This is a genomic window from Agromyces aurantiacus, assembly GCF_016907355.1.
Classification (GTDB): Bacteria; Actinomycetota; Actinomycetes; order Actinomycetales; family Microbacteriaceae; genus Agromyces; species Agromyces aurantiacus.
Genome location: NZ_JAFBBW010000001.1, coordinates 1,438,169 through 1,456,261 on the forward strand (window position 1 = coordinate 1,438,169; position 18,093 = coordinate 1,456,261).

12 protein-coding genes are annotated in these 18,093 nt (G+C 74.4%); 6 read left to right on the plus strand and 6 right to left on the minus strand.

The window, feature by feature from the left end:
- Window positions 1-74: 74 nt before the first annotated feature.
- Genes JOD46_RS06905 through JOD46_RS06915 form a run of 3 tightly spaced genes read right to left on the minus strand, consistent with a single transcriptional unit; the run spans window position 75 to window position 7,014 of the window.
- Window positions 75-2,402, minus strand: coding sequence for a beta-galactosidase (locus JOD46_RS06905; RefSeq protein ID WP_204392784.1), 2,328 nt, complete (start codon window positions 2,400-2,402; stop codon window positions 75-77).
- Window positions 2,399-3,727: a cellulase-like family protein gene (locus JOD46_RS06910; RefSeq protein WP_307834942.1), complete on the minus strand. Its 1,329-nt coding sequence runs from the start codon at window positions 3,725-3,727 to the stop codon at window positions 2,399-2,401. The genes JOD46_RS06905 and JOD46_RS06910 overlap by 4 nt, the downstream gene beginning before the upstream one ends.
- Window positions 3,724-7,014, minus strand: coding sequence for a DUF5107 domain-containing protein (locus JOD46_RS06915; protein ID WP_204392786.1), 3,291 nt, complete (start codon window positions 7,012-7,014; stop codon window positions 3,724-3,726). The genes JOD46_RS06910 and JOD46_RS06915 overlap by 4 nt, the downstream gene beginning before the upstream one ends.
- A 128-nt stretch (window positions 7,015-7,142) precedes the next feature.
- On the opposite strand from JOD46_RS06915, the gene JOD46_RS06920 reads away from it, so the two are divergent.
- The 5 genes from JOD46_RS06920 to JOD46_RS06940 all read left to right on the plus strand — a co-directional run bounded on the left by JOD46_RS06920 (window position 7,143) and on the right by JOD46_RS06940 (window position 13,528).
- Entirely contained in the window at window positions 7,143-8,006 is an 864-nt protein-coding gene (locus tag JOD46_RS06920) for a helix-turn-helix transcriptional regulator (RefSeq protein WP_204392788.1), read from the plus strand.
- Between the two features lie 244 nt (window positions 8,007-8,250).
- Entirely contained in the window at window positions 8,251-9,540 is a 1,290-nt protein-coding gene (locus tag JOD46_RS06925) for an ABC transporter substrate-binding protein (RefSeq protein ID WP_204392790.1), read from the plus strand.
- 137 nt (window positions 9,541-9,677) lie between these two features.
- Window positions 9,678-11,684 carry a beta-galactosidase gene (locus JOD46_RS06930; RefSeq protein WP_307834943.1) on the plus strand — a complete coding sequence of 669 codons (2,007 nt, stop codon included), beginning with the start codon at window positions 9,678-9,680 and terminating at the stop codon, window positions 11,682-11,684.
- A gap of 33 nt (window positions 11,685-11,717) precedes the next feature.
- Window positions 11,718-12,440 (plus strand): ThuA domain-containing protein, encoded by a 723-nt coding sequence (locus JOD46_RS06935; protein ID WP_204392794.1) that lies wholly within the window; start codon window positions 11,718-11,720, stop codon window positions 12,438-12,440.
- On the plus strand, window positions 12,437-13,528 hold the full coding sequence (locus tag JOD46_RS06940) for a glycerate kinase (protein ID WP_204392796.1): 1,092 nt from the start codon (window positions 12,437-12,439) through the stop codon (window positions 13,526-13,528). Before JOD46_RS06935 ends, JOD46_RS06940 begins: the two co-directional genes overlap by 4 nt.
- A 23-nt stretch (window positions 13,529-13,551) precedes the next feature.
- Here the strand turns inward: JOD46_RS06940 and JOD46_RS06945 are convergent, their stop codons facing one another.
- The 3 genes from JOD46_RS06945 to xylA all read right to left on the minus strand — a co-directional run bounded on the left by JOD46_RS06945 (window position 13,552) and on the right by xylA (window position 16,798).
- Window positions 13,552-13,833 carry a hypothetical protein gene (locus tag JOD46_RS06945; RefSeq protein WP_204392798.1) on the minus strand — a complete coding sequence of 94 codons (282 nt, stop codon included), beginning with the start codon at window positions 13,831-13,833 and terminating at the stop codon, window positions 13,552-13,554.
- Window positions 13,834-13,994: 161 nt separating this feature from the next.
- Complete coding sequence (xylB, locus tag JOD46_RS06950) at window positions 13,995-15,419, minus strand: xylulokinase (protein WP_204392800.1); 1,425 nt, start codon at window positions 15,417-15,419, stop codon at window positions 13,995-13,997.
- Between the two features lie 188 nt (window positions 15,420-15,607).
- Complete coding sequence (gene xylA, locus JOD46_RS06955; protein ID WP_204392802.1) at window positions 15,608-16,798, minus strand: xylose isomerase; 1,191 nt, start codon at window positions 16,796-16,798, stop codon at window positions 15,608-15,610.
- A gap of 194 nt (window positions 16,799-16,992) precedes the next feature.
- On the opposite strand from xylA, the gene JOD46_RS06960 reads away from it, so the two are divergent.
- The gene (locus JOD46_RS06960; RefSeq protein ID WP_204392804.1) at window positions 16,993-18,012 is read left to right on the plus strand and encodes a LacI family DNA-binding transcriptional regulator; all 1,020 of its coding nucleotides are present in this window, start codon (window positions 16,993-16,995) and stop codon (window positions 18,010-18,012) included.
- The last annotated feature ends 81 nt before the right edge of the window (window positions 18,013-18,093 follow it).

Below are 18,093 nucleotides of genomic sequence, written 5' to 3' on the forward strand. Positions count from 1 at the left end.
GGCCGGGCCGAGTCGAGAGGTCGCGGATGCCGGGTCCGGCCCGCTATCCGCGACGTCTCGATCGTGGCGGACCGTCACCCGACCGCGCGCCAGACCGTCGCGGTGCGCCCGGCGAGCCGGTCGAGTGAGCCGAGCGGGCCGTCGTGCGCGCGGCGCCGTGCGGCGGCGGGCTCGGGCAGGTGGACCTCACTGTCGGGATGCAGCGAGAGGATCCGCAGCTCGACCCGCGAGTCCGCGGCGACGCCCGCGGCATCGAGGTCGATGAGCCACGGTGTGCCGTCCCAGAACCGGTCGGCGACCGTGCGGCCGTCGACCTCGAGCGTCGCGACGTCGCCCGCCCAGCGCACCTCGAGCAGGCGCCGGACGCCGGCCCGCACGCCGCCGAGCCCGCCCAACCGGTGGGCGGATGCCGCGGCGTCGAGCTCGTCGGGCGACGGGGCGGCACGCCGCGCGGCCGTGCCGCCGTACGAGGGCTTCGGCATCCCGGCGCCTCGGACGAGCTCGGCGGTCACGTCGAGCCCCGCGACCTCCTCGCCGGCGAACGCGACAGGCGCGAACCGACCCGTCGTCGGGTCGTAGCGGTGCACGTCGGGCGCCTCCCCGGAACGGGCGACGAGCACGTCGCCGTCGAGTCGCAGCGGGGCAGCCGAGCGCAGCAGCATCCGTTCGCCCGAGGGGGCGTCGAGCACCCACACGTCGGCCGCCGCCTCGGCGGGGAGGATGAGCACGTCGAGCGCCGCAGCCCCGGCGCGCACGCGATGGACCGACTCGCCGCGGTCGACCGCGGCGTCCAGGAGCACGGGGGCGGACGCGCCATCCGCCCGCACCGCCGCCGTCGGCGTCACGCCCGCCTCGGCGAGCAGCACGAGCGTCGGCACCGCGCCCTCGAGCACGGTGAGCACCGACGCCGTCGCCCACTCCACGACGCCGCCCCCGAGCGCGAGCCCGAGCGGCCAGCGCGCGACGGTCCCGGCCGGGATCGCCAGCGGCGGCCGGCCGGCGGACGGCACGAGCACCGGTCCCGAGGCCAGGTCGACCTCGAACCGCACGCCCTCCACGCGCGACAGCGGCTCGAACGGCTGGTGGTGGCCGAGGAACAGGAACCCCGCGTCGCCCTCGGCACGAACCGCCCAGCGGAGGGTCTCGCGGTCGTCGTCGCCCCGCGGCATCCGCTCGGGCAGGCGCGCCGTCATCGGCGCGAGGCGCTCGCCGACGGCGGCGAGGAACGCATGCTGGATCCGCAGCGCCGCGTGGCTCGGCGCGACCGCGCCCGCGGCGCCGACCGGCGCGTGGAAGTCGTAGTCGAACCGCGGCAGGTCGTTCGGGTAGCCCGTGTCGAGCGACTCCTGCAGCCCGTCGGCCGGGTTCAGCCCGCCCGCGTACATGTAGTAGCCCTGCCAGTTCGAGCCCGAGCCGAGCTTCGCGTTCGCGACCGCGGCGAGGTCGAGCGCCGACGGCAGCGGGCGCCGGTGGTACGCGGCGGCCATGCCGCCGCCGAGCTCGCACGTCGCGACCGGGAAATCGGGCGAGCCCGACGCGCCCGCCCGCGGGACGGAGACCGCGTCGGCCGGCGCCTCGCCGCCGCGCACGTCGGCCCCGATACCGGGATCGTCCCAGTCGCGGGAGAAGCGGAAGTGCGCACGGAAGCTCGAGGGCCACGGCGCATCCGCGTCGATCCAGAACCCGTCGGCGTACCCGCCGAACACGGGCATCACGACCCCGGGCGGCAGTTCGGCGCCGTCCCACGCGGTCGCCGTCCAGATCGGCGCCGACAGGCCGGCCTCGCGTGCCAGCCCGACGAGCGTCGCGAGGTGACCGGGCCGGTCGATGAGCTCGTTCTCGACCTGGATGCCGACGATGGGTCCGTCGGGGCCGCACAGCGGGGCGAGCTCGCGAGCGACTGCGGCGTACCATCCGCGCGCCAGGTCGAGGTAGGCGGGATCGTCGGTGCGATGGCGCACCGGCGCCGCCGCCACCCAGTCGGGGAACCCGCCGTTGCGCACCTCGCCGTGGCACCACGGCCCGAGCCGCACGACGACGTCGAGCCCGACGTCGGCCGCGAGCCGCACGAACGCCGCCGCGTCGAGCCCGCCGTCGAAGCGCACGCGGCCGCGCTCGGGCTCGTGGTGGATCCAGATGAGGTAGGTCGAGACGACCGTGACCCCGCCCGATCGCATGAGCTGCAGCCGCTCCCGCCACTCGCGCCGCGGCACGCGCGAGAAGTGCAGCTCGCCCGACACCGGGATCGCCGGGCGGCCGTCGAGCTCGACGTACCGGTTCGTCAGCGCGATGCGGTGGTGGCGGTCCCGCTCGTTCGACATGGCCGGGCGGGTGAGCGGCGGGCGCTCCTCCGCAGGCGCGAGACGCAACGGCGTCGGCTCGGACGGGTCGTGGGGGGTCATGCGTCGGGTCCCTCCGTGATGAGTGCGGTCATGCGGCGCTGCCACGCGACGTCGGCCCACATCGGATGGTGCGGGGCTGCGTTCGAGCACGCCACCACGCCCCACACCCCGTGCGCGAGGGCGGTGCGGATGCCGTGCTCGGCGAGTTCGAGGCCGAACCCCGTCTCCTCGAACCGGCCGTCGCGCGGCGTGTAGCCGACCCATCCCTCGCCCACCACCGCGGGAACGGCGCGCCATCGGGCCCACTCCGCGATCGCGACGACCCGCGACTCCACCTCGCGGAGCATGACCTCGCGGTACGGGTCGAGGTGCGCGACGAGCCAGGCATCCCACTTCGCCGGGTCGATCCAGTCGTAGCCGTAGAGCATCTGGTCGGTGATCACGGTCGCCTCCAGCTTCCAGTGGGCGGGGCGACCGTACTCGGCGAAGGATGGCGCGTCCGCGCGCAGCAGCGTCCGCAGCTCGGCATTGGGGAAGCCCTCGGTGCCCTCGCTGCGGATGTCGATGCGCCGCTGGAGCGCGTCGAGCACGCCGTACGAGTAGACGTGGAACTGCGCGACGCCGAGCGCCGGCGACACCCGGTGCATCGCCAGGTGCGGCGGCTTGCCGTAGCTCGCGGTGACCAGCTGCCCCGGATGCCGCGCCCCGAGCCATCGGATGGCGGCCTCACCGTCCTGCTCGATCGGCGGGAGGATCGAGAAGTCGACCTCGTTGTGCAGCTCGGTGAACGCGATCGCGTCGGCGAGGCCCGCCGCCTCGAGGTCGGTGAGCAGCCGGTCGAACGCCTCGGCGAGCACGCGGTGCCGCTCGTCGACGGGCACCGCGTCGATCGCGCGGAACCAGGCCGGGTCGGCGGCGAATGCCGGGGACTGCTGGTACTCCCAGCTCGCGAGGACCACGACGACGCCGTGGCGCTTCGCGGCATCGACGAGTTCGAACAGGCGGGACCGCACGTCGAGGCGGTACCCGCCCGGAGCGTCGTACCAGCGCGTGCGCTCGCCGTAGTACCCGCCGACGGGCGTCGCGCCGAGGCCCTCGATCTCGAGGTCGCGCGCGAGCGCGTCGAGCCCCAGCTCCGGTCCGCCCGCGACCAGCAGCGGGGCCGCGCAGATCCGCACGGCGTCGTACCCGCGCTCGACGGTCTCGGCCATCGCGCGGTCGAGGTCCTCGAACGGCTCACCGGCGCCCGCCCGCGTGTACCACGAGAAGTCCCACAGGCAGATCGCGAGGCGCCCGGGCAGGTGCGCGGGCACCGGTCCCGTCGGGGCGGCGTCGGGCACGCCCGCGAGGGGCGTGCCGAGGTAGCGCGTGCCGGGCTCGCTCACGCCGCCACCGCCGCGGCGTCGCGTCGCCCCGCGGCGGCGAGCTCGCGCAGCCGGGCCGCCTGCGCGCGGCGCCCCTCGGCGGTGTCGACCGAGAACAGCAGCAGCTCGGGCAGCGACGTCGCGAAGTAGTCGACCCGGTCGGATGCCGCGTCGAGCTCCCGGGCCCGCGCCTCGAGCGCGGTCCAGACGCGCTCGGCGCCGTCCGGGTCGCCCAGGCGCAGGCGCGCGACGCCGATCCACGCGTCGCGCTCGTCGACCGCGCGCTCGCCGGCCGCGAGCGGCCCCCCGCCGAGCGCCTGCCGCCACGCGGCGCCCGCCGCGTGCGGGTCGCCGAGCGCGGCTTCCGCATCGCCGAGGAGCACGAAGCGCTCCGCCATGGGCTGCGCCGGGTGCCGTCCCTCGCCGAGGTGCTCGGGCGCACGGATGCCGCGCCGCAGCAGTTCCGCGGCCGCCGGCGCGTCGCCTCGCTCGAGCAGGTCGCGTGCCACGGCGGTGCTCGCCCGGTCGAACACGCGGATCACCTGCCCCTCTCCGCCCTCGAACGGCTGGAACTCGCGGGCGTCGAGGAACGCGAGGGCGTCATCCGCGCGGCCCACGTCGACGAGGAGGTTCGCGTACGCGATCGCGAGGTCGTCCCGTACGAGCACGTCACGGCCTGCGGCGACGATCGCGGAGATCCGCGCCGCCGGGGCAACCCCGCGGATCTCGGCGAGCTGGTCGCGCTCGAACACCAGGCGCGGGTCCGCGGGGCTGAGCTCGAGCGCGACGCGGTAGCGCCGGTCGGCCTCGTCGAGGTCGCCGCCCGAGTTCACGAGCGCGACGGCGGCGTTCCGCCACGCGACGGGGTCGTCGACGCCGACGGTGGTGCCGCCCGCGATCGCGGCGTCGAGCGTCGCGAGCGCGTCGGTCGTCCGCCCGGCGTCGAGCAGCCAGCACCCGAGGTGGGCGCGGGCGCGCGCATCCGAGGGATCGGCCTCGAGCGCGGCCTCGAGGACGCCGAGGTCGTCGAGGCCGTGCGGGAACGCGAGACGGGCGTCGGCGTCACGGGCGCGTCGCCGGGCGCGGTCCGCGTCATCCGCTCGCCCGGTCGTGTCGAGGAATCGCGCGAGCGCGTACGCGGCCAGCGGCGCGGGGTTGCCGAACGGACCCGGGCCCGTGGCGGCGGCGCGTTCGGCGAGTCCGATGCCGCGGGCGTGGTCGCCCATCCGGAACACCTCGTGCGCCATGGCCAGGAGCGTACGCGGGTCGATCGGGTCGAGCTCGTCGGCGAGCGCCGCCAACAGCGGGTCGAGCGGGTCGGCGGCCCGGGCCCGGCCGAGCTCGCGGTCGGCGGCCTGGCCGCGGCCGAGCGCACGGAGCGCGACCACCCGGCTCGCGATCGCGGCCGTGCTCGACGCGTCGGCCCGCAGCGCGGTCTCCGCGAACGCGAGCGACAGCTCGGCGTCTCCCGCGACGAGCGCGAGGCGGGCACGACCCAGCGCGGCCGGCAGCGTCAGCCGGCCGTCCCATGCGGCCTTGCCGAACGCGTCGGCTGCGGCGTCCGCCCGACCCGAGCGCTCCAGGATGAGCGCGCGGAGCAGGTTCGCGTCGCCGTGCTCGGGATTGAGGTTGCGTCGCGTCAGCCGCTCGAGCGCCAGGTCGACGTGCGCGAGCGCGACGTCGAGCTCGCCCCGCGCGAAGGCGAGTCGCGCGAGCTGCAGCCGCGCACGCGAGTCGCCGGGGTCGCGCCGGATCGCCTCCGCGAAGTACGGCTCGGGGGAGCGGGTCGGGTGGCGGTACTGCACGAGGTGGAGGCCGGTGAGCACGAGCTCGTCGGTCCCCGCGATCTGCTCGGGACCGGGCGGTTCGGTCGCGACCCACGGCTCGCGGGCGTCGACGGCGTGCGCGCGCCACGCGACGAGCGTGCGGCCGTCGGCGACCACGTCGACCTCGAGGTCGTCGCGGCGCGCCGACGCGCCATCCGTCTCGACGGCCGCGACGAACGGCTCGCCCGGCGCGACCCGCGCCGTCCACTCGCCGAGCACCGCACCGTCGTCGCGGCGCCGGAGCACGACCTGCACGGCGTCGTGCTCGGCCGTGGTGACGACGCCGAGGCGGGCGGACGCGCCATCCGCCTCGAGGCCGATCGCCGCGTCGAGGGTCGCCTGCACGGCCGGGCCGATGTCCTGGATCGGGTACCAGTACTGGCGGAAGCGGCGCGTCTCACCGGGCAGGAGCCAGCTGAAGTCGGGCTGGTTGTCGGTGAACACGCCGGCCATGAGCTCGACGTACGGGCCGTCGTCGTCGGTGAGGTGACGATCCCAGGCGTGGCCGACCTCGCCGTCGCCCCAGGTCCACTGCTTCTTTCCGGGCGCGATCGCGCGATCGGCCCAGTGCACGAACCCGGCGCCCGCGTCGTGGTCGTAGCCGCCGAAGAAGTCGTCGGCGGTGTCGGTGATCATGTACGACGTCGGCACTGGGATGTTCGAGTACAGGTCGATCCGGTCGGCGCCGGACCGCTCGGTCGCGAGCGAGGGGTAGTCGACGCCGTAGTACGGACGGTCGGCGGCCGGGAACGCGGTGATCGCGCGTCGCGCGTGGTCGGCGACGTACCGCACGTCGGTGGGGAAGAACGACTGGTAGCGCTCGTGCGAGCGCGCCGCGACGTTCGCCCACCACAGGAAGGTCTGCGGCACGTCGGTGCGGTTCACGAGCGCGACCTCGAGCTCGATGAGCGTCGAGTCGCCGCGCAGCCGGATGCCGTGCGTGCCGCGCATGCGCTGCAGCGGGTCGAGGTCGGAGTGCCAGACGACGACCTCGCCGTCGCCGCCGCGCTCGATCCGCGTCTCGACGGGCAGGAACGTGGCTGGCCGGTGGTGCTGCGGCCAGTTGAACTCGACGCCGCCCGACACCCACGGGCCGGAGAGCCCCACGAGCGCGGGCTTGATCACGTTGTTGCGGTAGAAGAAGTCGTAGTCCCGGGTCTTGTCGTAGCCGACGTGGATGCGTCCGCCGAGCTCGGGCAGCAGCACGAGCCGCACCCACCGGTTCTCGAGGTGGATCGCACGCCACGCACGCGGGCGCGCCTCACGCTCGATGCGGTCGGTGAACGGGATCGGGTACACGCGCCCGCTCGAACCCTGGTACACCCGGCGGTCGAGGAACAACGGGTAGCGGTCGGGCGCCGCCGGCTCGTACGTGTCGATGACCAGCGGCTCCTCCCAGCACGCGACGCCGCCCGCCTCGAGTCGCGCGCGCTCGGCGAGGGGCGGTTCGGGCAGCTGGATGCGACGGTGCACGGGATTCACGCGGTCGAGCGTAGGCGGCTCGTCGCGCCGTGCCCATGGCGGATCGGGCGAGCGGCATGGACGTTCCGACGATCGGCGCGTTCACGCCATCCGCTCGCCGGAGCAGCTCGCGATGCGAGGATGGACGCATGGAGCGCAGGGAGGGGTTCGAGCACCAGCGTCTCTGCGTCGTGCCGCGCCCGCTCGTGGACCAGGCCCTCGCACGGCCGGTCACCCGGCGGCTCGTCGTCACCGACGCCGGCCTGTTCCCCGCGGCCGAGGGGCACCTGCGCCGTCGGCCGCGCGGTGCCGCCGAGGCCATCGTGATCGTCTGCGTCGACGGCGGCGGATGGGTCGAGCTCGGCGGTGCGCGCACGCGCGTCGCCGCAGGCACGGCCGCGCTGATCCCCGCCGGAACGCCGCACGCGTACGGCGCCGACGACGGGCGACCGTGGACGATCTGGTGGTGCCACCTGCGGGGCAGCGACCTGGGCGACCTGTGGGACGCGGTGGGCGCGTCGCTCGAACGCCCGATCGTGTCGCTGCACGCGGTCGACCGCGTGACGGCGCTGCTCGACGAGATCGTGTCGGGGCTCGAGCGCGACCAATCGCCCGCGCGGCTGCTCGCCACGGCGGGCATCGCCTGGCGGCTCATGACCCAGATCGCGGTCGACCGACGCCTGCCGGAGCTGGGCGAGCCGCTCGAGCGGGCGATGCGCTACCTCGAGGAGCGCGTCGACGGCAGCATCCGCGTGGGCGAGCTCGCCCGGCTGGTGGGCGTCTCGGCGTCGCACCTCGGCGCGCTGTTCCGAGAGGCGACGGGCGGCGGCGTGCTCGCGCACCACACCGCCCTGAAGATGGCCCGCGCCCGGCGGCTCCTCGACACGACCCGGCTCAATGTCGCCGAGGTCGCCCGAGAGGTCGGCTACGCCGACCAGTTCTACTTCTCGCGGCAGTTCCGCCGCATGCACGGCCTCAGCCCGACGGCCTACCGCGAGCAGCGCAAGGGCTGAGCGGCGAGCGGATGTCGCGGGCGCGCCATCCGCTCGGTCGGTCGTTCGTCGCCCCGGCGGTCAGGTCGGGCGCGCCATCGCGGATGGCCGCGCCCCCCGAGACGATTCGATGGTGCGGATCGGGTGATCGCCACCGCGCAGGGAGGTTGTTGACGCTCCGCCGTCCTCCGCGCTATCGTTCGGGAAGCGCTTTCCAACCCACCCCCAGGCGCACCCACCCGACGACGACGACGGAGGACCACGCATGTTCACGAGGAACGGCCGGCGACGCATGCTCGCCGCAGCGGCCATGACCGGGGCCGCGGCCCTCGCGCTCACCGGCTGCGCGGGCGGCGGCAACGAGGCATCCGCCTACGACCCCGACGAGGAGGTGACCCTCAACTTCACCTGGTGGGGCAACGACGACCGTGCCCAGCGCTACCAGCAGCTCATCGACGCGTTCGAAGAGGAGCACCCCAACATCACGATCGACGGCACCTTCACCGACTTCCCGTCGTACTGGGAGAAGCGCAAGACCGAGGCGGCCGGCGGCGGCCTGCCCGACGTCTGGCAGTTCTCCGACTCGTACCTGCGGGAGTACGCCGAACCGGGCCTGCTGCTCGACCTCGGCGAGGTCGCCGACTACGTCGACTTCGACGCGTTCGACGACGGCCTCAAGCAGACCGGGCAGCTCGAGGGCACCCAGTACTCGCTGCCGACCGGGTACAGCGCGTGGGCCGTCTTCCTCAACGATGCGCTCATCGAGCAGGCCGGCGTCGAGCCCTACGAGGGCGGCACCTCGTACGAGGAGTACGACGAGTGGATGGCGTCGGTGACCGAGGCCACCGGCGGCGCGGTCTACGGCGGCACCGACATGACCCAGCGCATCCAGACCTTCGAGAACGTGCTGCGCGCGCGGGGCGACAACCTCTACACGGAGGACGGCGAGCTGGGCTTCACCGAGGACCAGCTGCGCGACTTCTGGAACTCGGGCGCCGCCGCGCGCGACGGCGTCGCGATCCCGCAGCAGAAGCTCGAGGAGATCTCTCCGATCTCGGGCTTCGGCGCCAACCTCACCGCGAGCGAGGGCAGCTGGTCGAACTTCCTCGGCGGCTACCTCGCCGACTCGGGCGCCGAGTCGATCACCCTGGTCGCGCCCCCGACCGACGACCCGTCGGGCACGGACCTCTACCGCCAGGCGGGCCTGCAGATGGCGATCTCGGCTGACACCGAGCACCCCGAGGCGGCGGCGATGTGGCTGGACTACGTCGTGAACAGCGAGAAGGCCGGGGAGGTCTTCGGTACCACGCTCGGCTTCCCCGCCTCCGAGACCAAGCTCGCCGGCACGACGCTCGAGGGCGTCGACAAGCAGGTCGCCGACTACCTCGACTCGGTCGCCGACCGCATCGGCGACGCGCCCCCGGTGCCGGTCGTGGGCTACGGCTCGCTCGAGCAGACGTTCTGGGACCTCGGCAAGTCGATCGGCCTCGGCGCGATCACGGTGGATGATGCGGTGGACCAGTTCTTCAGCGAGGCTGAGGTCATCCTCGGCTGACCCCGAGCCCCATCACGTCGAGTGGGCGATCCTGACGGTCCCGCAGCAGCAGGATGCGCCAAGATCGCCCACTCGACGAGTCATCCTCGGCGCGCAGGCGGATGACGCGTGCCGCATCGAATCAGGGAGGGCCCACCGTGCACTACGGCGCCGACTACAACCCCGAGCAGTGGCCCGAGGCGGTGTGGCCCGAGGATGTCGCGCGCATGCGCGAGGCCGGCGTCACGATGGTCAGCCTCGGCATCTTCGCGTGGTCGCGCATCCAGCCGCGCGAGGGCGAGTTCGACTTCGGATGGCTCGACCGGGTGATCGACGTGCTGCACGAGGGGGGCATCGCGGTCGACCTCGCGACCGCGACCGCATCGCCCCCGCCGTGGGCCACCGCGCGATATCCCGAGATCCTGCCGCAGGACGAGGACGGGGCGACGTACTGGCCGGGCAGCCGGCAGCAGTTCGCGCCATCCTCGCCGGTGTACCGGCGCCTCGCGGGCGAGCTGGTCGACGCCCTCGCGCAGCGATATGCGCAGCATCCGGCCGTGGCGATGTGGCACGTGAACAACGAGTACGGCTGCCACCTGAACGCCGACTACTCGGATGCCGCGCGCGACGCGTTCCGCCGGTGGCTCAGCGATCGCTACGGCGACGTCCAGGCGCTGAACGACGCCTGGGGCACGAGCTTCTGGTCGCAGCGGTACGGGTCGTTCGACGAGGTCTTCCCGCCGCGCAAGGCGCCGTACAGCCGCAATCCCGGGCAGGAGCTCGACTTCCGCCGGTTCACGAGCGACATGCTCCTCGAGTGCTACCTCATGGAACGCGAGCTCATCCGGCGCGCCGGCGCGACGCAGCCGATCACGACGAACTTCATGGGCGCGTTCAAGCCCGCGGACTACGCGCGATGGGCCGAGCACCTGGACGTGGTCAGCGACGACTGCTACCCCGACCCGAACGACCCCGAGTCCTTCCGCGCGGCCGCGTTCCAGCGCGACCTCGTGCGCTCGCTGAAGCCCGGGGTGCCGTGGCTGCTCATGGAACAGGCGACGAACGCGCTGAACTGGCGGCCGGCGAACGCGCCGAAGGCGCCCGGCCAGATGGCGGCGCTCAGCGCGCAGGCCATCGGGCGCGGGGCCGACGGCATCCTCTTCTTCCAGTGGCGGCAGTCGCGGGCGGGTGCCGAGAAGTTCCACTCGGCGATGCTCCCGCACGCCGGCACCGAGACGCGCACCTGGCGCGAGGCCGTCGCGCTGGGCGAGACGCTCGCGGCGCTGCCGACCCTGCCGGCCGGCGCGCGCGACGCGCGGGTCGCGCTCGTGTTCGACTGGGAGAACTGGTGGGCCGTCGAGGCCTCCGATCACCCGCAGAACGCGCTCGACTACCTCGCGGTGATCCAGCGCTGGTACCGCGCGCTGCACCGACGGCACGTGCAGGTCGACCTCGTGCCCGCGACCCGGGTCGGCGAGGGGTACGACCTCGCGATCGCGCCGCTGCTGTACCTGGTGCGCGAGGCGGATGCCGCGGCGCTGACCTCGTTCGTCGAAGCGGGCGGGCACCTGCTCGCCGGGCCGTTCACCGACCTCGTCGACGAGTGCGACCGGTTCCGCGACGGCGGGTTCGCGACGCAGCTCGGTCCGCTCTGCGGCATCCGCATCGAGGACTTCGGGGCGCTCGTCGCGCCGGATGCCGCGGCGTCGGCGCCAGGCGAACGCGAGGCGCCGTTCGCGGGCGACGCGACCGATGCCGCCGGGCCGGTCGCCGGCGTCGGCACGCTGCTCGCCGAGGAGGTGCACCTCACCGCCGACGACACCGTGGTCGAGTCCGCGTTCACGGCCGGTCGACGCGCGGGCGACCCCGCCCTCACCGTGCGCCGCGTCGGCCCGGGCACGGCCCGGTACCTCGCGACCGTGCCCGACGAGGACGGCGTGCAGCGCGTCGTCGACCGACTCCTCGCGGCGACCGGGGTGGAGCCGGTCGCCGCGGGGCTGCCCCCGCACGTCGAGGCCGCGCGCCGCGGACGGCTCCTCACGCTCGTCAACCACGGCGGCCCCGCGGCATCCGTCGCCGTCATCGGTGTCGACGCGGTCACGGGCGAGCGCGTCGCGCGCGTCGAGCTCGGCCCGTACGACTGGGCCATGGTGCTCACCGACTGAACGCCGTACGATGCAGCCGAGCGAGGAGGACCCATGCGCGCCATCATCCTGAGCGGAGCCGGTCGCTACGCCGACCCCTGGCACCCGTACGCCGAGACCAGTGCGCGGCTGGCCGAGCTCGTCGCGGCCGCGGGGTACGACGTCGAGGTGCGCGACGACGTGGATGCCGCGCTCGCCGCGCTGCGCGACGACGTCGACCTGGTCGTCGTGAACGCCGGCGACCCAGACGGCCCCGTCCCCGACGGCGTCGAGGCCGATGCGCAGGTCGAGGTCGACGACACCGCACTCGCGGCGGCGATGGATCGCGGCATCGGGGTGCTCGCGATGCACGCGTCGGCGTCGAGCCTGCGCGACTACCCGGCGTTCGACCACGCGATCGGCGCCCGCTGGGAACCCGAGGTGTCCTGGCATCCGCCCTTCGGCGAGGCCCGCGTGCACCTCGTCGGCACCCATGCGGTGTGCGAGGGGCTCGACGACTTCACGGTCGAGGACGAGCGGTACGCGAACCTGCGGCTGCTCGAGGTGATCGAGCCGATCGCCGAGCACGAGGAGGGCGGGGTGCGCCATCCGCTCGTCTGGGCCCGCGAGTTCGGCCGGTCGCGACTGGTGTACGACGCGCTCGGGCACGACGCGCGCTCGTACGACTCGGCCGGGCACCGGGCGCTCCTCGCCCGCGCGCTCGAGTGGCTCTCGCACGTGCCCGCACCCACCGCCGACGATCGGCGTGGCGCCGCCGGGCCGACGAGCGCGACATGAGCCGTCGCGTGGTCCTCGCGCCCGACTCGTTCAAGGGCACCGCGACCGCCGCGCAGGCGGCCGACGCGCTCGCACGCGGCTGGCGCTCGGTCGCGCCGTCCGACGAGCTCGTCGAGAAGCCCATGGCCGACGGCGGGGAGGGCACGCTCGACGCGTTCGCCGCCGCCGTGCCCGGCGCCGAGCGCGTGCCCGTCACGGTGCAGGGGCCCGACGACCGCCCCGTCGATGCCGCCTGGCTGCGGTTGCCCGGTGGGGCGGCGGTGGTCGAGCTCGCCATGACGAGCGGCATCACACTGCTCGACCCGCTCCGCCCGCTCGACGCCCACACGTTCGGCTTCGGCCAGGCGATCGCCGCCGCGCTCGACGCGGGCGCGACCCGGCTGCTGCTCGCGATCGGCGGAAGCTCGTCGACCGACGGCGGGGTCGGCGCGCTCGCGGCCGTCGGCGGCGTGTTCCTCGACGCGCACGGCCGGCCCGTGCGGCTCGGCAACCGCGGCGTCGGCACGCTGGCGCGCGTCGACCTGAGCGCGTTGCGGCCGCTGCCGCGGGACGGCGCGCTCATCCTGAGCGACGTCAGCAATCCGCTGTGCGGCCCGTTCGGCGCCGCCGCGATCTTCGGCCCGCAGAAGGGCGCGACCCCCGAGCTCGTCGAGGCCATGGACGAGCACCTCACGCGGCTCGTGCGCGCCGTGCCCGGCGGCGCCGACCTGTGCGAGCAGCACGGCGCGGGCGCCGCCGGCGGCACCGGTTTCGGGCTGCTCGCCTGGGGCGCGCGCATGGCCGGCGGAGCGGGCGCGGTCGCCGATGCGATCGGGCTCTCCGAGGCGCTGCGCGGCGCCGACCTCGTCGTGACCGGCGAGGGCCGCTTCGACGGGCAGTCGGCTGCCGGGAAAGTTCCGAGCGAGGTCGCGGCGCGAGCGGCGGCCTGGGGCGTGCCCGTCGCACTCGTCGCAGGGGCGATCGACGCGGATGCCACGGGCTTCGCGGCATCCGCCTCGCTCACCGAGCTCGCGGGCAGCGGCGCGGCCGCGATGGCCGAACCGCTGCGATGGCTCGAGGCCGCGGGAGCATCGCTCGCCCGCGGCTGAACGCGCTCAGGACGACCGGATCGTCAGATGTGGTGCATGCCGGGGTGCGGCTTCGGCGGCTCCGAGCGCACGAACTTCCCGTGCCGTTCGGCCGGGTCGTGCGTGAGCGGGTGCTCGTCGGTCGACACGTAGTCGCCGACCTCCGACTCGTCGTCGGCGACACCGTCGGTGCGCGTGTAGGCGCCTGCGACGCCGCGCGGGTGCGCGCCCTCGGTCGTCTCGGTGTAGACGCCCTCCACGCGGTCCTCGTCGCGGACCTCGCGGTCGGGCTCGGCGTTCTCGCCGGCCGGTGTGCGGTCTGACATCTTCGCTCCCTCGCTCGTGGTCGGGGCGCCGTCGTACGGGCGACGTCTCACCTTCATGCTAAGCCCGACGGGGCCCGGGGCCTCCTTCGCGCACCCGCGAGATCCCGGCTCGGCCGCGTGCCTGCCGCCGGAGGAGGGGGGTGGGACCGGCACCCGAGAAGCTAGCGGATGGCGGCCTCGGCGACGTCGGCCGCCCGCTCGGCGTACTGCGCGCGGATGATTCCGCGCGGGTCGGGGGGCAGTTCGGCGGCGAGCTCGACCGGCCAGGCCGGCCGCTCGCCCGTGAGCGTCCACGCCGCCTGCCGCGCCGCGCCGTCGGCCACATACTCGCCCGGGGCCGGCACCACGACCGGCACATCGAACACCTGCGCGGCGATCCGCCGCACGGCCGGATTCTGCGCCGCCCCGCCGATGAGCAGGATCCGCCGCGCCTCGACGCCCTGCGACCGCACGGCGTCGAGCCCGTCGGCGAGCCCGCACAGCAGGCCCTCGACGGCCGCGCGTGCGAGGTTCGCGGGGGTCGTGTTCGCGAGCGTCAGGCCCGAGAGCGAGGCCGTGGCATCCGGGAGGTTGGGCGTGCGCTCGCCCGCGAAGTAGGGCACGAGCACCGCGCCTCCGGCGCCCGGCTCGGCGTCGAGCGCGAGCCGTCCGAGCTCGTCGTGGTCGACGCCGAGCAGGCGTGCGACGACGTCGAGCACCTGCGCGGCGTTCAGCGTCGCGATGAGCGGCAGCCACGCACCGGTGGCGTCGGCGAACCCCGCGACCGTGCCCGCGGCGTCGGCGACGGGCGAGTCCGCGACCGCGAAGACGGTGCCGCTCGTGCCGATCGAGACGACCACGTCGCCGGGGCGCGCGTCCAGCCCCAGTGCGGCACCGGCGTTGTCGCCCGCGCCCGCGCCGACGAGCGCGCCGCCGCCGGGCATCGGGCCCGCGGCGTCCGTCGGACCGAGCACGCGCGGGAGCACCGCGTCGTGGCCGAGGGCGCGCACGAGCAGGTCGCGGTCGTATCCGCCGGCGCCCCAGTACGCCGTGCCGGACGCGTCGGACCGGTCGGTCGCGAGCTCGTCGAGCACCGGGCCGAGCGGAGCGTCCGCGTCATCCGCCGGGCCGAAGCCGCGCAGCCGCCACGACAGCCAGTCGTGGGGGAGGGCGACCGCCGCGACGCGCGCCGCGGCATCCGGCTCGGCATCGCGCAGCCAGCGCAGCTTCGTCGCGGTGAACGACGCCACCGGCACGACGCCCGTGCGGCGCGCGTACTCGGCCGCGCCGACCTCGGCGATGAGGTCGCGCGCCGCACCGGCCGATCGGGTGTCGTTCCAGAGCAGGGCGGGGCGGATGACGCGACCCGCGTCATCCAGCACGACCATGCCGTGCTGCTGGCCCGCCACCGCGATCGCCGCGACGTCGTCGAGCCCGCCCGCCTCGGTGATCGCCGCGCGCAGGGCCTCCCACCAGGCCTGCGGATCGACCTCCGTGCCGTCGGGGTGCGCGGCCCGACCGGAGCGCACGAGCGCGCCGGTCGCGGCATCCCGGACCACGACCTTGCACGACTGCGTCGACGAGTCGACGCCGGCGACGAGCGTCATCGGGGTTCCTTTCCGAATGCATCCTCCGGCGCAACGCAGGTGCGCGCCCGGCGTGTCGGCGCGACACGCCGGTCGGGCCTGGTGCGACACGGCCCCGCACCTGCATTGCGCGGGTGGCGGGTGGCGGGTGGCGGGTGGCGGGTGGCGGGTGGCAAGTGGCGGGTGGCGGGGAGAGCGGGGTGGGTGGGTCAGCGGGCGCCGAGCAGGTGCTCGGTCGCGAGCTGCTGCAGGCGCACGAAGCCGAAGCCCTTGCCGCCGAGGTAGGCCGACGGGTCGAAGTCCTCGTAGGCGGAGCGGTCGGCGAGCAGGTCGTCGACCGACTCGCCCTCGCCGAGCGTGGGCACGGCGAGCTCGGGCACGCGAGCGGCCTCGAGCGCCTCCTGCACCTCGGGGTCGGCGCGGAACGCCGCGGCCCGCTCCTTGAGCAGCAGGTAGGTGCGCATGTTCGCGGCCGCCGAGTCCCAGACGCCGGTCTCGTCCTCGGTGCGGCTCGGCTTGTAGTCGAAGTGGCGCGGGCCCTCGTAGGCCGGACCGCCGTTGGGGCCGCCGAACTCGAGCAGGTCGACGAGCGCGAACGCGTTGTGCAGGTCGCCGTGGCCGAACACGAGGTCCTGGTCGTACTTGATGCCGCGCTGACCGTTGAGGTCGATGTGGAAGAGCTTGCCGTGGTACAGCGCCTGCGCGATGCCGGCCGCGAAGTTGAGGCCCGCCATCTGCTCGTGGCCGACCTCGGGGTTGAGGCCGACGAGCTCGGGGCGCTCGAGCGACTCGATGAACGCGAGCGCGTGGCCGACCGTCGGCAGCAGGATGTCGCCGCGCGGCTCGTTGGGCTTGGGCTCGATCGCGAAGCGGATGTCGTAGCCCTGGTCGGTCACGTAGTCGCCGAGCAGGTTCACGGCCTCGCGGTAGCGCTCGAGGGCCGAGCGGATGTCCTTGGCCGCGTCGTACTCGGCGCCCTCGCGCCCGCCCCACATGACGAAGGTCTTCGCGCCGAGCTCGGCTGCGAGGTCGAGGTTGCGCAGCACCTTGCGCAGCGCGAAGCGACGCACCTGGCGGTCGTTCGACGTGAAGCCGCCGTCCTTGAAGACGGGTGCGCTGAAGAGGTTGGTCGTGACCATCGGGACGATGACGCCCGTGTCGGCGAGCACCTGCTTCAGGCGGTCGATCTGCGTCTGCCGCTCGGCGTCGGTCGAGCCGAACGCGAAGAGGTCGTCGTCGTGGAACGTGAGGCCGTACGCGCCGAGCTCGGAGAGCTTCTCGACCGCGTGCACGACGTCGAGCGCGTTGCGGGTCGGGCCGCCGAAGGGGTCGGTGCCGTTGTAGCCGATGGTCCAGAGACCGAAGGAGAACTTGTCGTCACGGGTCGGGGCGCTGGCCATGATCCGCCTCTCAGCGTCGTCGATGATTTGTTGGCAGATCAAACATAACCGGATGGCGCGACGCGCGCAACCCGAACGCCGCGCGATCCGAGCCATTTGTTCTCAATTGCCACAAACCACTTGCGAAACGCTTCGACACCTGCGTAGAGTCCCCGTCAGTCCCAATCGAAACGCTTAGACGATGGAGTCTCGACATGGCGAAGATCCACGAGGTGGCCGAGGCCGCCGGCGTGTCCATCAGCACCGTGTCGTACGCGCTGAGCGGCAAGCGCTCGATCTCGCCCGACACGCGTCGGCGGATCGAGGAGGCGGCGCGCGAGCTCGACTACCGCCCGAACGCCGGGGCACGCATGCTCGCCGGCCGGCGGACCCAGATCTTCGCGCTCACCGAGCCGTTCCGGGCCGACACGCACGCGCCGGCCCACATGGCGTTCGTGCTCGCGACCTCGATCGCCGCGCGCAGGTACGAGTACGACATCCTGCTCCTCACCGAGGAGGAGGCGTCGGCCGGCATGCGCCGCGTCGCCTCGAGCGGGCTCGCCGACGGCGTGCTCGTCCTCGATGTCGCGCCCGACGACGAGCGCGTGGCCCTGGCGCGTCGCATCTCGCTGCCCACCGTGTTCATCGGCGTGCCCGACGACCACGACGGGCTCGTGTGCGTCGACCTCGACTTCGAGGCCGCCGCGGCGCTCGCGGTCGACCGGCTCGCGGGGCTCGGGCACCGCTCCATCGGCTTCATCGGCCACCCGCCGACGTCGTACGAGAAGTCGAACTTCCCGCCGCGCGTGCGGCGCGGGCTCGAGGCCCGCGCGTCCGAGCTCGGGCTCGCCTGCACGACCGTGCTGCCCGAGAACGACGGCCCGCGTCGCGCGTCGGTGCGCGCCGCCGTCCGGACGCTGCTCGACGGCGGCTCGACCGCGCTCGTGCTGCACTGCGACGACACGGCCCACGCCGTCGCGCTCGACGAGCTCGCGGCGCTCGGTCGCCGCGTGCCCGACGACGTGTCGGTCGTCTCCGTGGGAGCGACCTTCGACACGTCCGCCTTCCACCCGGCGATCGACTCGATCCCGCTCGTGCCGGGCGCGTCGTGCGAGCTCGCGGTCGAGCTCGCGATGCGCCTGGTCGAACGCGAGGAGGTGCCGGCCGGCGTCCGCCTGATCGCCCCCGAGTACCGCGAGCACGGTTCGACCGCGCCGCCTCGCGCCTCGGACTGACACGAGGCGTCGCCCCGCGACATCCGTTCGCCGCCGTTCGAAGCGCTTCGACACCCAAGACCAGACCCGGCGCCACCACCC

Excerpts from the sequence above, each read along its gene's own strand:
- JOD46_RS06920 (WP_204392788.1), top strand. The coding sequence starts at position 7,143 with ATGGAGCGCAGGGAGGGGTTCGAGCACCAGCGTCTCTGCGTCGTGCCG.
- JOD46_RS06945 (WP_204392798.1), bottom strand. The coding sequence starts at position 13,833 with ATGTCAGACCGCACACCGGCCGGCGAGAACGCCGAGCCCGACCGCGAG.
- xylA (WP_204392802.1), bottom strand. The coding sequence starts at position 16,798 with ATGGCCAGCGCCCCGACCCGTGACGACAAGTTCTCCTTCGGTCTCTGG.
- JOD46_RS06925 (WP_204392790.1), top strand. The coding sequence starts at position 8,251 with ATGTTCACGAGGAACGGCCGGCGACGCATGCTCGCCGCAGCGGCCATG.
- JOD46_RS06935 (WP_204392794.1), top strand. The coding sequence starts at position 11,718 with ATGCGCGCCATCATCCTGAGCGGAGCCGGTCGCTACGCCGACCCCTGG.
- JOD46_RS06905 (WP_204392784.1), bottom strand. The coding sequence starts at position 2,402 with ATGACCCCCCACGACCCGTCCGAGCCGACGCCGTTGCGTCTCGCGCCT.
- xylB (WP_204392800.1), bottom strand. The coding sequence starts at position 15,419 with ATGACGCTCGTCGCCGGCGTCGACTCGTCGACGCAGTCGTGCAAGGTC.
- JOD46_RS06940 (WP_204392796.1), top strand. The coding sequence starts at position 12,437 with ATGAGCCGTCGCGTGGTCCTCGCGCCCGACTCGTTCAAGGGCACCGCG.
- JOD46_RS06960 (WP_204392804.1), top strand. The coding sequence starts at position 16,993 with ATGGCGAAGATCCACGAGGTGGCCGAGGCCGCCGGCGTGTCCATCAGC.